Consider the following 13,745-nt stretch of genomic DNA (forward strand, 5'->3'; position numbering starts at 1 on the left):
GCTTATTTCTCTCCTGCTAATAGGGCTTTAATGCACAGATAAATGGTATTGAGCTGCTCTGGCGAGACGCTGCGCACATCCACTTCGACGATGCCTTCGTTGGCCTTATAGCCGCGGAAGTAGATGGCGATGACGCCGGTTTTCAGCGCCTGCACCAGCTCGCCGGTGGTGTGGCCAATCACCCCCTCATCGAAATGAATTTCGGTACGGGCGATATCACGGCCCGCCGCATCCCAGACCACGCGCGAAGTGATGCCCTTCAGCGAGTTCAGGCTGTTGATAAACGGCGTCATTTTTTCCACCATCTGCGCACCCGAGACTTTCTCGTTGACCAGATAGTTTTCAATCGCCTGGGTCAGGCCAAGAATGCCCTCTTTGCCGACCTTCATCGCGCGGCCGATCCCCATCGACTGGCGTTTAACCCACTCAACGTACTGCTTACGACCCATCACCAGCCCGCTGGTTGGCCCTTCAATCGCTTTCGCACCGCTGTAAATCACCAGATCGGCACCGTACTGGTAGTAGCACTGCAAATCTTCTTCGGCGGCGGCATCCACAATCAGCGGGACCCCGTGTTTACGGGCGACGACGGCGGCCTGCTCAACGCTCAGATGGCTCTTCTGCACGCAATGGTGAGACTTGATATACATAATGGCCGCGGTCTGTGGCGTGATCGCCGCAGAAAGCTGATCGGCGGAGCATTCGTTCGCCCAGCCTGCTTCCACCAGGCGTCCACCGCCCATCGCCACCATGGTGCCCACCGGCGCACCGAAATTGACGTTATGGCCCTTCGGCACCACGATGTCGTGCGGCACAATCAGCGGCGTGGCGTGCAGGTTTTCCAGCAGCCAGTCGTCGTCTTTCACAATCACTGCCGCCACCGACTGCGCGATACCCGCAGAGGCGCAGGAGACCACCACGGCATCTTCACAGCCGAGCAGGTTGGCAATGTAAGCCCCGGTTTTGTTCACCAGGTCTTTCATTTCGAAATAGTGATTCAGGCCATAGTTGACCGTCTCAGCCACGTCGGCACTGGGCGTAGACACCCCGAGAATAGTCATGCGGCCAGAGGCGTTAATGACCTGCTTTAAGCCGTATTTTTCATAAATCGAAGACATGATTCTTTTTCCCTTCGTCGGTAATGAACCACTGACCGCCAACCACGGCGGCCAGCGGGACCAGCTGCTTCTCACCCGAAACGGACTGCCCTTCGGAGTCGGTAAACAGGCAAGTTTCCTCTTTGACGTCAAAAATAGTCAGGTCGGCATCCCTTCCCACGTCCAGCCGGCCTTTACTGTGCAGACACAGGCCTTCCGCTGCGTTAACGGTCACACAGTCGATAATCTGCGGCAGGGTCATGCCAACATTAAAGAATTTGGACATCACGTGGGCTAGCGTATACACCGGGCCGTTCAGGCGGTTGCGGCAATAGATATCGGAGCTGATGCTGTGCGGCAAAATGCCCTGCGCAATCGCCACGCGGGCCACGTCAAAGCTGAAGCTGGCGCTGCCATGACCGACATCCAGACGCACGCCGCGTTGGATGGCGCGGCTGACCGACGCACGCAGCTCGCCTGCCGGGGTCAGGATGCGGTTTGGCTTGCCGTTGTAGCAGTGGGTGATGATGTCGCCACGGGTCAGCAGATCGGCGATTTCATCCAGATCGGGCGGATTGTTGCCGATGTGCACCATCAGCGGCAGTTCGCCAATCTCATGCTGGATCTCTTTGGCGCGGAGCAAGGGTTTGATGCCGTTGGCACCGACCACGCTGCTGCTCATACGCGCCTTGATACCGATGATGAAAGCCGGCAGACGCTGCACCGCATCGCGCACGCCAACCTTATCAATCTGAGTCATATCGGCCAGTTCGTTTTGCGTCACAATCCCGGTGCGGGCAATGTTCAGCAAGGCATACACCTGGGTACTGGCGTTGCGGGTCAGGCGGTAAAATTCGTCGACATCGTCAGCGCCGGTGCTGCCGGCATCGACGACGGTGGTGACGCCGGTATCAACGCCAATGCGGTCCGCTTCGTCATGATAAATCGGGGATTTCGGGTAGCAGTGAACGTGGGAATCAATCCAGCCTGCGCTCAGCCAGTAACGTCCGGCCAGATCGCGCTCGGCAGTGGCCGTGCCCGTCACCTCCCCCAGCGCGGCGATTTTGCCGTCCTGCAGGGCGATATCCGTCACGCTGCCATCGGCAAGGCGTGCACGGCGAATAATCAGGTCATACATAACAAACTCCTTCTTGCACCGGATGGGATGACATCCGATTAAGCGGTTTACCCGAGGTGGATAAACCGCCGTTACATCAGAGCGCGACCGGGAAAATCGCACCCAGCAGCATGGCGCCGAGGATCGCGCCACCGGTAATCGGTTTGTTCCAGAGATAGAACAACAGCGCGCCTACCAGCGAACCCAGACCGATTGGAATCGATGCGGTCATTGCCGACAGGATGATCAGCGGCCCAAGGAAACGACCTGAGGAGTTACCCGCGCCCATCATCACGTCGGCACCGTAAGTGGAGTCGCTGTTGTTGATGGTGAACTTACGCGCAAGGATGATCAGGTAGCCAATCGCCACGCCAATCACCAGGCCTGTCACCAGCGAGGCGGCAAAGTTGGCGACCGGATAGACGAACCCGGCACCCAACAGCAGCGCCGGCACGCCGAGGCCGACGCCGGTCTGGATGGCACCGCCGATGTCGAGGATCCCGACCAGCGAACCTTCAATGATGCGGGCAAACAGGAAGCTGGCACCGAAGGCCGCTACCGCGCCATACACGCCGGTTTCCATGCCGGAACGCAGCATTGAAACGAAGGCCACTTCGTTAAACGCGCCCAGGCCATAGGTGTAGTACATGTGCGTTCCCGCAAACACCCCGGCTGACAGCAACCCGACGAAAATCGGGAAAGACCAGTCGGCATACCAGAAACCGCTTTTTGACTCTTCCATTGACCGTTCCTCTTATTTGCCGCTCAGGGAGTTGTGGATCATATCCAGCCAGCCTGGGACGCCCAGTTGGAAGGACTGCAGCACTTTCATATCAAAGCCGCGGAAGAAGCCGCTCAGCACGAACAGCAGCACAATCGCCGCCATCATCACCTTGGTGACTTTGTTCCAGCCGGCTTCTTCAACGCCTTTACCTATCAGGATACCGAGCACCAGGCCAGGGACGGAGTTACCCATGATCAGCTGCGCCAGGCCGCCGAAGATGGTGGCCCAGAAGCCCGATTTTTTGCCGGCATCAATCGCCGCCAGCCAGAAGATCACCGGCATCACGGTGTTCACCAGCAGGTTAGCCGCAGGTACCAGCACTTTTACGGCGGTCACCTGCAGCGCGGCCGGTACCGCTGAGGCGGTAGAGTTGAGGAACGCCACGACGATCATGCCGATGATGCCGCAGGCAATCGCCATTTTTTTCGGGTCATGCAGGGTTTCTGCCACGTTGCGGTTTTTCACCATCAGTGCCGCCGCGCCCCAGTGCGGGATGATGCGGTGGTCAACGTCCTGGGTAAAAGAACCGGCTGCAACGGACGATGCCCAGGCGTTAAAGAAGAAGCCCAGGCCAAAGGAGAAGTGAGAAGCAGGATCGCCTTCACAGGAATTCAGTTCACCCAGTGTACGAAATGCCCCCATCCCCTGCGTTGTTGGCGCGTGGAACATGCGCGCCGCTCCGGCGCCAACGCCCACACCGACAAGACCGCCGATAATAAGTGACTTAAAGAGAATAATTAAAAACATCAGTCTTCCTTTCAGGCTTTCGCCAACGTTTTTAAATCAGGTTATTGCTGCCCTTACGGACAGTGCTTTATTGCGAAACGAAGCTGACTTTGTCAGTGTCGATCACCGTTACGTTGACGGTAATATCCAGCTCGACGCTGTAACTCCGCCGTTGTCTTGCCAGAAAGAAGAACAAAAACTTCTCCTGTCTGACACTCTCCCGGGCCTGAACCACCTTCACATCCTCTGGTTCAATCCGCAGCAGAACCTTGTTGGTCGATTTCAGCACGGTGTTCTGAACCCGGCTTAGCGCATCGGCAAAGGCGCGCTCTTTGCTATCGCCTTTGCCGCTGACGTTCACCGTGGTAGTGAATTGTTCCTTCATCGATCAGCTACCGTGCTTCTTGTTCCACGCCTGAACCAGACGCTCGCCCAACTCTTCTTTGTCCATAAAGCCGAAGCCCAGTACGGTGGCACCCTCGTTGATGGCGGTAACGCCTTCGTCGACGGAACGCATACCGTGCTTCGCCTTGTAGCCATATTTGTTCTGTGCGGTGATCGCACCCGCACCGCCGCTGCCGCAGAAGGAGATGCCGAAAGAGGCGCCTTCCGCTTTCATCACGTCGCCCAGCTTCATATCTGCCGCCACGCCAGGCACAACCACGGCTTTACCGCCCGCTTTCTCAACGCCTGCCGCCACTTTCTGGCCTTTACCTAAACGATCGCCGATTACTACGATGACTTGTGACATGGTGAATTCCTCAATGTTGAATTTTTACCAGACCTGGCTGGCAGGCCCTGCGGGGTTAATCGTTTTCTTTCGCCACTTCAAAGTGGACGGAGAGCAGCCAGGCCTCTTCTTTTGGCAAATTGCCAAACAGATCGACCACCTGCTGCGCCAGAGCCATGGATCCCGGGGAGATATCTTCAAACAGCTCCTCTTCCACTTCAGGCAGCGGCTCGCCGGTCAGTGAGCGCAGCGCCATGGCCTTAACATGCGAAGCCAGCATCTGCTGCTGCACAGCGTTAGGGACGATAGCTTTTGCCGCAAAGAGGTCGGCAATCTGCGCCATCACTTTGTCTGCCAGCGCCTGAATAGCGTGATCGTCGTCGGTCGTGCTCACGGATGCCGCTCCATTATTCACTCTCTGCTCCTCATGTTCCGCTCGGACTCTGGCCTGAAACGGGGTTTATTCGCGTTACAAACAAATTAGTCCTCCGGCAGGCAACTGTGTAGACCGACTTTTTCCACTTCGAAGTGGAAATAGCACCGAGCGGTGTGGCTTGTGCCACAGAATCGTTAATTCATGCATAAAAGAGAAAGAAATGAGAGGAAAGTCACAGAATAGGGCTGGTATTCGCTAAGCCAATGCATTGATAGTAATTTTTTGCCGCGAAAAATGCGTAATACAACACCGGGGATATAGGAAAAACTTATCTCAGGGATATTTCAGCATACATTTAGCCGGAAACGGGCGTGCTGCGGGATAATGTCGGCAGGATAAAAGGGCGTATTTTTACGTGGGGGTTCAAAATGCAAAATAAATGGGCTCATGCGAGCCCGGGAAATTAACGAAACTTTTTGTGGTTCTCATTACGGGTGGCGGTGAATTTCTTCGCTTCCGCTTTCGCACCGGCCAGATCGCCGGCGTCGGCCAGTTTCATGCTGCTGTCAATCTGACCAATCAGCATGTCGAGACCCGCGTGGTAATCTTTGATTTCGGCACTGTCCACGGGTTTGCCTTTCAGCTTATCCGGGGTTTGCGTTTTTGCATTTTCCGCCGCACCGCGCATGCTGGTCAGGGCTTTTTTAAACTCACCGACATCGTCGGTTTTACTGACGGTATGTAAACCCGCATTCAGGGTATCCATATCGTCTTCCAGGCTGGCCATCGCCGATACGCTGGAGAACAACAGAGAGGCGGTCATCACGGCTAATAGGGCTCTACGCATTGCTCAATTCCTTCTTGTTATATGAGAAGTAAGACAATTTTTATTGGAAAAGCACGACAAAAAAGGGTGACCAAAAGGCCACCCCATAATAATACGCAAAAATGACGAAATTACTGCCCGGCGATTTTCATTTCTGGCAGCAGCACCGATCCACACTGGATATTGCTGCGCAGCTCAATGTCGCTGCCGACGGTGACCATGTTCATCCACATGTCTTTGAGGTTGCCAGCGATGGTCACTTCGCTGACCGGATACTGAATCTCGCCGTTTTCAACCCAGAAGCCAGCCGCACCGCGAGAATAATCGCCGGTCATGCCGCTAACGCCCTGCCCCATCAGCTCGGTGACCACCAGGCCGGTACCCATTTTCTTCAGCAGCTGATCGAAGCTGTCGCCCTGACCGGCGATGCGCCAGTTATGGATGCCGCCGGCGTGACCGGTGCTTTGCAGCCCCAGTTTGCGCGCCGAGTAGCTGGTTAACAGCCAGGTTTGCAGCACGCCATCTTTGACGATGTCACGCTGCTGGGTGCGCACGCCTTCGCTGTCGAACGGCGTCGAGGCCAGCCCTTTCAGCAGATGCGGCTGTTCCTGAATGGTCAGCCACTCCGGCAGGATCTGCTGGCCCATTGAATCGAGCAGGAAAGTCGATTTACGGTAGACGCTGCCGCCGCTGATGGCCCCCACAAGGTGACCAAACAGGCCGGTGGCCACTTCCGCAGCAAACAGCACCGGTGCTTTCATGGTGGACAGCTTGCGCGGAGAAAGACGGGACAGGGTGCGACGGGCGCACTCTTCACCGACCCATTCCGGGGATTTCAGATCGTCAATCGCCCGGCCAATGGTATAGGCATAATCGCGTTCCATATCGCCATTGGCTTCAGCAATCACGCTGCTGGAGATCGAGTGGCGGCTGGAGGAGTATCCCTGGATCATGCCGTGGCTGTTACCGAACACCTTCATGCCGATATGGCTGTTAAAGCTGCCGCCTTCGGTGTTAGTGATGCGCTTGTCGGCCTTGAGCGCGGCCTGCTCTGCGCGGGCCGCCAGTTCGATCGCCCGATCCGGATCGAGATCGGTCGGATGGAACAGATCGAGATCCGGCGCGTTGAAGGCCAGCAGCTCACGATCCGCCGGACCGGCAAAGGGATCCGCGGTGGTGAATTTGGCGATATCAATGGCCGCCTGCACGGTGCGTTTGATCGCCTCCGGGCTAAGATCGGTAGAGGACGCGCTGCCCTTGCGGTTCTGATGATAGACGGTGATGCCGAGGGCACCATCGCTGTTGAATTCTACGTTTTCCACTTCGCCAAAGCGTGTGCTGACGCTGATGCCGGTGGTTTTGGTCACGGCGACTTCCGCTCCATCGGTGCTGACTTTTGCCAGTTCGAGTGCTGTTGCTACCGCCTGTTCGAGGGTTTTACGCTGTTCTGCAACTTGGGAGAGTAATTTCATCGACCTACCATATAATTAACAGAGGGCTTTTCTGGAGCGGGTAAAACGCCAGATTGCCTGACTCTTTAGTGATTAAGGTTCATTTGAGTCTAACAGACTCAGAGAACAATTTCGCAGTAGCCACGTAACCTGATAGCATGAGCCTCTTTTTTAGGGAGCCCCCAATGACCAAACAGCCTGACGACTGGCTTGATGATGTACCAGATGACAAAGAAGAAGAAGACGAAGAGATTATCTGGGTCAGTAAAAGTGAAATCAAACGTGATGCCGAGGAGCTTAAGCGCCTGGGTTTAGAATTGATGGAACTGAGCAAAAACTCGCTGGATAAAATCCCGCTGGATGAAGACCTGCGCACCGCCATTGAGCTGGCTCAGAAGATCAAGAAAGAAGCGCGCCGCCGTCAGCTTCAGCTGATCGGTAAAATGCTGCGCTCCCGCGATGAAGAGCCGATCCGCCTGGCGCTGGATAAGCTGAAGAACCGTCACAACCAGCAGGTTGCGCTGTTCCATAAGCTGGAAGTGCTGCGCGATCGTCTGGTTGCCGAAGGTGATGAGGTGGTGCCGGACGTGCTGGCGCTCTATCCCGAGGCCGACCGTCAGCAGCTACGTGCGATGATCCGCAATGCGCAGAAAGAGAAAGCCGCCAACAAACCGCCAAAAGCCTTCCGCCAGATCTTCCAGTATCTGCGTGAGCTTGCCGAAGCCAAATAAACAGGGCGGAAACCGTTCCGCCCTGTTGTTGCGCTTCTGAACTCTGGCAAGAGACTTTCCTGCCAGGGTTACGCCCGATTATTTCGCCAGTCTGTCCAGCAGCTTCTGATGAATGCCACCAAAGCCACCGTTGCTCATCACCAGAATGGTGTCGCCCGGCTGCGCCACTTTCACAATCATCTCAACCAGCACATCCACGTCCGGGCTCCAGTGTGCCGGCTGCGAGCAGGCTTCCGCCACTTCTGAAACCTGCCACGGAATATGATGCGGTTGCAGCAGGAACACTTCATCCGCACGCGCCAGCGCCGGCGCCAGATCGTCCTTGCTGATGCCCATTTTCATGGTATTGGAACGCGGTTCCAGTACGGCCAGAATCCGGGCGGTGCCGCCCACCTTGCTGCGTAATGCGGTCATGGTGGCGAGGATCGCCGTGGGGTGATGGGCAAAGTCGTCATAGACTTTGACGCCGTTGGCTTCACCGCGCAGTTCCAGCCGGCGACGGGCGTTGATAAAGTCGTTCAGCGCCAGACCGGCATCTTCCGGTTTAATGCCGACGTGACGTGCGGCGGCGATCGCCATCATGCCGTTATGCATGTTGTGTTCACCCACCAGCGCCCAGTTCACTTCCGCCACGCGCTCACCGTCCAGCCAGACTTCCCAGCGGGAAGCATCCGGCGTCAGCTTTTTCGCCTGCCAGTGACCGGAATCGCCGACGGTTTCCTGCTCGCTCCAGCAGCCCATCGCCATCACCTGCTTGATGTTGACGTCGTGATCCGGCATCAGGATTTTGCCCTGGCCCGGAACAATGCGCACCAGATGGTGGAACTGACGCTGGATCGCTTTCAGATCGTCAAAAATATCCGCGTGATCAAACTCAAGGTTGTTGAGGATCAGCGTGCGCGGGCAGTAATGCACGAATTTGGAACGCTTGTCGAAGAAGGCGCAGTCATATTCGTCGGCTTCAATCACGAAGAATGGGCTTTTTCCTAAAGTTGCCGAGACATCGAAGTTTCCCGGCACGCCCCCGATCACGAAGCCCGGTTCGAGGCCGCACGCCTGTAAAATCCATGCCGCCATCCCCGCCGTGGTGGTTTTCCCATGGGTTCCGGCCACCGCGATGACCCAACGGTCACGCAGCACGAAATCATGCAGCCATTGCGGGCCTGAGAGGTAAGGAATGTTGCGCTCGAGTACCGCTTCAACACAGGCATTTCCGCGCGTCATCGCATTACCGATGATCACTAAATCTGGCGCAGGATCGAGCTGGGAAGCATCATAACCCTGAATTAAATCAATACCTTGCTTTTCAAGCAGCGTGCTCATCGGCGGATAAACGTTCGCATCTGAACCCGTCACTTCATGGCCCAGTGCCCGGGCCAGTACGGCCAGGCCACCCATGAAGGTGCCACAGATACCGAGGATATGAATACGCATAAAATGATCCGTTAACAGGAAAGTCCGGCGCACAGTGTAGCGCCCTCATCGCGAGGAAGAAACGGATTTGCCCTATGTTCTTTAGTGTCCAATCGGCTAGACTGCTTACGCATACGTTGGCAGTTTGTTCATCAGGCTGCTGTTCAACCGCAGATTCAGGGATAGTGTTATGAAAACGTTAGGCGAATTCATCGTCGAGAAGCAACACGACTTTCCTCACGCCACAGGTGAACTGACGGCGCTGATTTCAGCCATCAAACTGGGCGCGAAGATTATCCACCGTGATATCAACAAAGCCGGTCTGGTGGATATTCTCGGCGCCTCCGGCGTAGAGAACATTCAGGGCGAGCAGCAGATGAAGCTCGATCTGTTTGCCAATGAAAAACTCAAAGCAGCATTGAAAGCGCGCGGGATCGTTGCCGGTATCGCCTCCGAAGAAGAAGATGAGATCGTGATCTTCGAAGGTGTCGAGAACGGCAAGTACGTGGTGCTGATGGATCCGCTGGATGGCTCGTCAAACATCGACGTTAACGTCTCTGTGGGCACCATCTTCTCCATCTACCGTCGTATCACCCCAGCCGGCACGCCAGTCACGGAAGAAGACTTCCTGCAGCCGGGCAACCAGCAGGTTGCTGCGGGTTATGTGGTTTACGGTTCGTCCACCATGCTGGTTTACACCACCGGCTGTGGCGTTCACGCCTTCACCTACGACCCGTCACTGGGCGTATTCTGCCTTAGCGCGGAAAAAATGGAGTTCCCGGAAGCGGGCTACACCTACTCCATTAACGAAGGAAACTACATCCGTTTCCCTCAGGGCGTGAAGAAATACCTGAAGTTCTGTCAGGAAGAAGACGTTGCCACGCATCGTCCGTATACCTCACGTTACATCGGTTCTCTGGTGGCGGATTTCCACCGCAACCTGCTGAAAGGCGGCATCTACCTCTACCCAAGCACTGCCAGCCACCCGAAAGGCAAGCTGCGCCTGCTGTATGAGTGCAACCCGATGGCCTTCCTGGCCGAGCAGGCCGGCGGTAAAGCCAGCGACGGTAAAAACCGTATTCTGGATCTGACCCCACAAACCCTGCACGAACGTTCACCGTTCTTCGTTGGTAATACCGCGATGGTGGACGATCAGGAACGTTTCCTGCGCGAGTTCCCGGACGCGTAACGCCTCCTGCGAGCCAGATAAAAAAAGGGCGATCTGACGATCGCCCTTTTTATTTCCCGTGACCCGTCAGGCTGGGCTGACCTTAAACACCGCCATTGACTGCACCAGCTGCTGCGACTGCTCCTCCAGCGACTGGGTGGCGGCCATCGCCTGCTCGACCAGCGCGGCATTCTGCTGTGCCACCTCATCCATCTGCGTCACCGCCTGGTTCACCTGCTCGATGCCGTGACTCTGCTCCTGAGACGCGCTGGAAATCTCCTTCATCAGCGTGGTCACCCGCATCACTTCGCTGGCGATTTCGTCCATGGTCTCTCCGGCTTTGGTCGCCATGTCCGAGCCTTCGCTGACCCGGCTTTGCGATTCAGCGATCAGCGTGCGGATCTCTTTCGCTGCCGTCGCGCTGCGCTGCGCCAGGTTGCGCACCTCGCTGGCAACCACGGCAAAGCCTCTGCCCTGTTCTCCGGCCCGTGCGGCCTCTACAGAGGCGTTCAGCGCGAGGATGTTGGTCTGGAAGGCGATGCCGTCAATGACACCGAGAATATCGCCAATGCGCTTAGAGCTGTTGGAGATCTCCTGCATCTTATCCATCACGTAGCTGACCACTTCGCTGCCACGATCGGCGCTGTCAGAAACCGACCTTGCCAGCTGGTGCGCCTGGCTGGCGTTATCGGCATTCAGCTTCACCGTCGCCGTCAGCTGCTCCATGCTGGCGGCAGTTTGCTCCAGCGACGCCGCCGACTCCTCGGTGCGCTGAGAGAGGTTGATATTGCCTGAGGAGAGCTCACGACTGCCGATGTCAATTTGCAGGCTGGCATCGCGCACCCGGCTGACCGAGAGCTGCAGAGAGCTCTGCATCGCCGCCAGCGCCGCGTTGAGTCGTCCCAGCTCATTGTTGCCACTTTCCGGCAGCGCCTGGGTTAAATCGCCTGCGGCGACGAATTCCAGATGCCCGATGGCGGACTCGAGCGGTTTCAGCAGGATCGCCCGCAACAGCAGCCAGGCGACGGAAAGCAGGATCACCGTCAGAACACCGCAGCACAGGATCAAAAGGGTCAGCATTTTCTGGTTGTGAGCGGCTTCCGCCAGCTGCGCATCCGTTACCTGATTGGCATAGACGTTGAAGGCATCGGCCGCTTTGGTAAAGCTGTTATTTAACGCGGTGAGCTTTTCTTCAAGAACGGTGTAATAACCGTCGGTGTTCTGCTTTTGCAGCGCATCCAGCATCGGCATGATGCCCTGCTGCAGATAGAGGTCATAACTGGCGACAATCTCATCGGAGAGCTTTTTGCCATGCGCGGTCACCGTGCCGGCATCAACAAAGGTTTTTAAGCCTTTTCTGGAGAGGTCGATATAGGTACTGACCCGCTGAGTGGCCAGGGTGGCCTCATCAATCATCCCTATTTCCATCTTCCTTACCGATAACGCTGCCGTGGTGCGTGCACGAAGCAGGCTGTTATTGGTAAGCGATAAGCTGTTTAACTCGATACCCTGAATGCGGTTGACCACCTCCAGCGATCGATTCCCTTTGTTTATTGCCACGATGCCCATCAGGCTGACGCCCAGTAGCATCAGCGTCATCAACGCCAGCAACACTAATAACCCAGTGCGAATTGAAATTTTTCTAAGCATGATTTTGTGTGACCCTCGAAAAAGCAAATAGTCCAGGAACCCAAAAAGCGAAGAAGGTATCGGCAGGGTCGCGGGCAATCTTTAGCGTTGATGAAGTGAAAAGGATTGACGACTGCGGCTGACTTGATAAGGATCAATTTTTGCCTATGGCCCTACAGAAGGAATTGTCCGATGAAAAAAACCATTGCGATTACAGGCCTGTTAATGGCGTTTTACGGCCACGCAGACGTGAGCCCGATCGATACCGCCCAGCAACAATGCCTGGATAAAGCCTCTACCACCGTGGCCATGCAGCAGTGTTTTAGCGCGGCGAATAAGGCCTGGGACAGTGAAATGAATCAGCAATACGCCAAACTGACAGCCACGCTAAACAGTGATCAGAAAGCCAAATTACGCACCGCGCAGCGTGCCTGGCTGAAATACCGGGACAGCTGGCTGGATGCCACCAAAGCGCGGCTGAGCGATGGCGGCACCATGGCGTCATTGCAGGTGGGCGCGCAAAGCGTAAGCCTGGTAAAAAGCCAGGCCTTAGCGCTGAAATCGTTGGCGGATGGCAACAGCGGCAACCCTTAACAAGGGGCCATTCGCGCGTCCGCGGTGGAGATTCTCCCTACAGGCCGTAAGGCCAGTACTGGAGCATTCCTAAAGGGCAAAAAGGGGGGATACTTTCCAACTCAGTTGGCTATAATGAGCGTCACTTGTTTAAGGCTGAATGAAGGAATTGACCATGAGTTTGACCCAGGTTCCAGCGGGCAAAGACCTGCCAGAAGATATCTATGTTGTTATTGAGATCCCGGCCAATGCCGATCCGATCAAATATGAAGTCGACAAAGATACCGGCGCCCTGTTCGTTGACCGCTTTATGTCTACCGCGATGTTCTATCCGTGCAACTACGGTTACATCAACCACACCCTGTCTTTAGACGGTGACCCGGTAGATGTTCTGGTCCCTACCGCTTATCCACTGCAGCCGGGCTCGGTTATCCGTTGCCGTCCCGTTGGCGTGCTGAAAATGACCGACGAATCTGGCGAAGATGCCAAGGTTGTTGCCGTTCCGCACAGCAAACTGACCAAAGAATACGATCACATCAAAGATGTGAACGACCTGCCAGAACTGCTGCGTGCGCAGATCACTCACTTCTTCGAGCAATATAAAGCGCTGGAAAAAGGCAAATGGGTGAAAGTTGAAGGCTGGGACGACGCGGCCGCAGCGAAAGCTGAAATCGTGACCTCTTTCGAGCGCGCTGCGAAGAAGTAATTCTCGCGACGAAGACGAAAAAAAACACCGCTCACTGAGCGGTGTTTTTATTTGCAGCAACCTCAGGTGGGTTTGGGTGCATTTTGTTGCAGCCAGTCGCCGCTGACAATATGCTCTCTCCCGACGATCGAACGCTGATACACATAGAGCCAGGCGCTGCCGTAAGGCGTTTGCACCAGCTCACGCTTGTACTCTCCGCCTTTGGTTCTGAGTGCATCGAGCTCGCCCAGTGTGGACGCATCGATACGGTAAACTTCACAGGCAACCTGCCCGCTACCCGCAACAACGCCGGGGTAAAGACCTAAACTATAAAGCGCGTAGCCGTCGATCTTATGATCGCCCAGCCACTGCCCGTTGGTCATCCAATGACTGTTGCCTTGCTTCCGTCTTAAGGTGCCGTAGACAATTATTCGCATTG

General features: G+C 55.9%; 16 protein-coding genes. 4 read left to right on the forward strand and 12 right to left on the reverse strand.

Annotated features, from left to right (window positions below; translation table 11 throughout):
- Window positions 1-2: 2 nt before the first annotated feature.
- The 9 genes from AC1UKS_RS19670 to pmbA form a co-directional block, all read right to left on the reverse strand.
- On the reverse strand, window positions 3-1,118 hold the full coding sequence (locus AC1UKS_RS19670) for a DgaE family pyridoxal phosphate-dependent ammonia lyase (RefSeq protein WP_482434941.1): 1,116 nt from the start codon (window positions 1,116-1,118) through the stop codon (window positions 3-5).
- Window positions 1,102-2,235 (reverse strand): amidohydrolase/deacetylase family metallohydrolase, encoded by a 1,134-nt coding sequence (locus AC1UKS_RS19675; protein WP_482434942.1) that lies wholly within the window; start codon window positions 2,233-2,235, stop codon window positions 1,102-1,104. Before AC1UKS_RS19675 ends, AC1UKS_RS19670 begins: the two co-directional genes overlap by 17 nt.
- Before the next feature lie 76 nt (window positions 2,236-2,311).
- Window positions 2,312-2,956, reverse strand: coding sequence for a DUF4310 family protein (locus AC1UKS_RS19680; RefSeq protein WP_482434943.1), 645 nt, complete (start codon window positions 2,954-2,956; stop codon window positions 2,312-2,314).
- A gap of 12 nt (window positions 2,957-2,968) precedes the next feature.
- The gene (locus tag AC1UKS_RS19685) at window positions 2,969-3,745 is read right to left on the reverse strand and encodes a DUF4311 domain-containing protein (RefSeq protein WP_482434944.1); all 777 of its coding nucleotides are present in this window, start codon (window positions 3,743-3,745) and stop codon (window positions 2,969-2,971) included.
- Between the two features lie 67 nt (window positions 3,746-3,812).
- On the reverse strand, window positions 3,813-4,109 hold the full coding sequence (locus AC1UKS_RS19690; protein ID WP_013200523.1) for a DUF4312 family protein: 297 nt from the start codon (window positions 4,107-4,109) through the stop codon (window positions 3,813-3,815).
- A gap of 3 nt (window positions 4,110-4,112) precedes the next feature.
- On the reverse strand, window positions 4,113-4,475 hold the full coding sequence (locus AC1UKS_RS19695; protein WP_013200522.1) for an SFCGS family glycine-rich protein: 363 nt from the start codon (window positions 4,473-4,475) through the stop codon (window positions 4,113-4,115).
- A gap of 55 nt (window positions 4,476-4,530) precedes the next feature.
- The gene (locus tag AC1UKS_RS19700) at window positions 4,531-4,797 is read right to left on the reverse strand and encodes a glycine dehydrogenase (RefSeq protein WP_482437053.1); all 267 of its coding nucleotides are present in this window, start codon (window positions 4,795-4,797) and stop codon (window positions 4,531-4,533) included.
- A gap of 496 nt (window positions 4,798-5,293) precedes the next feature.
- Entirely contained in the window at window positions 5,294-5,677 is a 384-nt protein-coding gene (gene cybC / locus AC1UKS_RS19705; protein WP_482434945.1) for a cytochrome b562, read from the reverse strand.
- A 110-nt stretch (window positions 5,678-5,787) separates the two neighbouring features.
- Window positions 5,788-7,128 carry a metalloprotease PmbA gene (gene pmbA / locus AC1UKS_RS19710; RefSeq protein ID WP_482434946.1) on the reverse strand — a complete coding sequence of 447 codons (1,341 nt, stop codon included), beginning with the start codon at window positions 7,126-7,128 and terminating at the stop codon, window positions 5,788-5,790.
- A gap of 164 nt (window positions 7,129-7,292) precedes the next feature.
- Between pmbA and yjgA the strand changes: the two genes are divergently transcribed.
- A complete protein-coding gene (gene yjgA, locus AC1UKS_RS19715; protein WP_013200518.1) occupies window positions 7,293-7,838 on the forward strand; it encodes a ribosome biogenesis factor YjgA in 546 nt (181 codons plus the stop codon).
- A gap of 78 nt (window positions 7,839-7,916) precedes the next feature.
- Here the strand turns inward: yjgA and mpl are convergent, their stop codons facing one another.
- Window positions 7,917-9,272 carry a UDP-N-acetylmuramate:L-alanyl-gamma-D-glutamyl-meso-diaminopimelate ligase gene (gene mpl, locus AC1UKS_RS19720; RefSeq protein ID WP_013200517.1) on the reverse strand — a complete coding sequence of 452 codons (1,356 nt, stop codon included), beginning with the start codon at window positions 9,270-9,272 and terminating at the stop codon, window positions 7,917-7,919.
- 169 nt (window positions 9,273-9,441) lie between these two features.
- Between mpl and fbp the strand changes: the two genes are divergently transcribed.
- Window positions 9,442-10,440 (forward strand): class 1 fructose-bisphosphatase, encoded by a 999-nt coding sequence (fbp, locus tag AC1UKS_RS19725; protein ID WP_265911498.1) that lies wholly within the window; start codon window positions 9,442-9,444, stop codon window positions 10,438-10,440.
- 66 nt (window positions 10,441-10,506) lie between these two features.
- Here fbp and AC1UKS_RS19730 read toward each other — a convergent pair whose 3' ends face one another.
- Window positions 10,507-12,069: a methyl-accepting chemotaxis protein gene (locus AC1UKS_RS19730; protein ID WP_482434947.1), complete on the reverse strand. Its 1,563-nt coding sequence runs from the start codon at window positions 12,067-12,069 to the stop codon at window positions 10,507-10,509.
- Window positions 12,070-12,240: 171 nt separating this feature from the next.
- Here AC1UKS_RS19730 and AC1UKS_RS19735 point away from each other — a divergent pair, with 171 nt between their 5' ends.
- Window positions 12,241-12,642: a lysozyme inhibitor LprI family protein gene (locus AC1UKS_RS19735; protein ID WP_482434948.1), complete on the forward strand. Its 402-nt coding sequence runs from the start codon at window positions 12,241-12,243 to the stop codon at window positions 12,640-12,642.
- A gap of 154 nt (window positions 12,643-12,796) precedes the next feature.
- Window positions 12,797-13,327 carry an inorganic diphosphatase gene (gene ppa / locus AC1UKS_RS19740; RefSeq protein ID WP_013200513.1) on the forward strand — a complete coding sequence of 177 codons (531 nt, stop codon included), beginning with the start codon at window positions 12,797-12,799 and terminating at the stop codon, window positions 13,325-13,327.
- Window positions 13,328-13,389: 62 nt separating this feature from the next.
- Here the strand turns inward: ppa and AC1UKS_RS19745 are convergent, their stop codons facing one another.
- A complete protein-coding gene (locus tag AC1UKS_RS19745; RefSeq protein WP_013200512.1) occupies window positions 13,390-13,743 on the reverse strand; it encodes a gamma-glutamylcyclotransferase family protein in 354 nt (117 codons plus the stop codon).
- Between the last annotated feature and the right edge of the window lie 2 nt (window positions 13,744-13,745).

The sequence above is a fragment of the Erwinia sp. AK-PDG3-5 genome, from assembly GCF_056821705.1.

What these genes read in the sequence shown, in the direction of transcription:
- AC1UKS_RS19675 (WP_482434942.1), bottom strand. Translation starts at nt 2,235, where the DNA reads ATGTATGACCTGATTATTCGCCGTGCACGCCTTGCCGATGGCAGCGTG.
- pmbA (WP_482434946.1), bottom strand. Translation starts at nt 7,128, where the DNA reads ATGAAATTACTCTCCCAAGTTGCAGAACAGCGTAAAACCCTCGAACAG.
- ppa (WP_013200513.1), top strand. Translation starts at nt 12,797, where the DNA reads ATGAGTTTGACCCAGGTTCCAGCGGGCAAAGACCTGCCAGAAGATATC.
- fbp (WP_265911498.1), top strand. Translation starts at nt 9,442, where the DNA reads ATGAAAACGTTAGGCGAATTCATCGTCGAGAAGCAACACGACTTTCCT.
- AC1UKS_RS19700 (WP_482437053.1), bottom strand. Translation starts at nt 4,797, where the DNA reads ATGGCGCAGATTGCCGACCTCTTTGCGGCAAAAGCTATCGTCCCTAAC.
- AC1UKS_RS19745 (WP_013200512.1), bottom strand. Translation starts at nt 13,743, where the DNA reads ATGCGAATAATTGTCTACGGCACCTTAAGACGGAAGCAAGGCAACAGT.
- AC1UKS_RS19730 (WP_482434947.1), bottom strand. Translation starts at nt 12,069, where the DNA reads ATGCTTAGAAAAATTTCAATTCGCACTGGGTTATTAGTGTTGCTGGCG.
- AC1UKS_RS19680 (WP_482434943.1), bottom strand. Translation starts at nt 2,956, where the DNA reads ATGGAAGAGTCAAAAAGCGGTTTCTGGTATGCCGACTGGTCTTTCCCG.
- AC1UKS_RS19670 (WP_482434941.1), bottom strand. Translation starts at nt 1,118, where the DNA reads ATGTCTTCGATTTATGAAAAATACGGCTTAAAGCAGGTCATTAACGCC.
- AC1UKS_RS19695 (WP_013200522.1), bottom strand. Translation starts at nt 4,475, where the DNA reads ATGTCACAAGTCATCGTAGTAATCGGCGATCGTTTAGGTAAAGGCCAG.
- AC1UKS_RS19735 (WP_482434948.1), top strand. Translation starts at nt 12,241, where the DNA reads ATGAAAAAAACCATTGCGATTACAGGCCTGTTAATGGCGTTTTACGGC.
- cybC (WP_482434945.1), bottom strand. Translation starts at nt 5,677, where the DNA reads ATGCGTAGAGCCCTATTAGCCGTGATGACCGCCTCTCTGTTGTTCTCC.
- AC1UKS_RS19690 (WP_013200523.1), bottom strand. Translation starts at nt 4,109, where the DNA reads ATGAAGGAACAATTCACTACCACGGTGAACGTCAGCGGCAAAGGCGAT.
- AC1UKS_RS19685 (WP_482434944.1), bottom strand. Translation starts at nt 3,745, where the DNA reads ATGTTTTTAATTATTCTCTTTAAGTCACTTATTATCGGCGGTCTTGTC.
- yjgA (WP_013200518.1), top strand. Translation starts at nt 7,293, where the DNA reads ATGACCAAACAGCCTGACGACTGGCTTGATGATGTACCAGATGACAAA.
- mpl (WP_013200517.1), bottom strand. Translation starts at nt 9,272, where the DNA reads ATGCGTATTCATATCCTCGGTATCTGTGGCACCTTCATGGGTGGCCTG.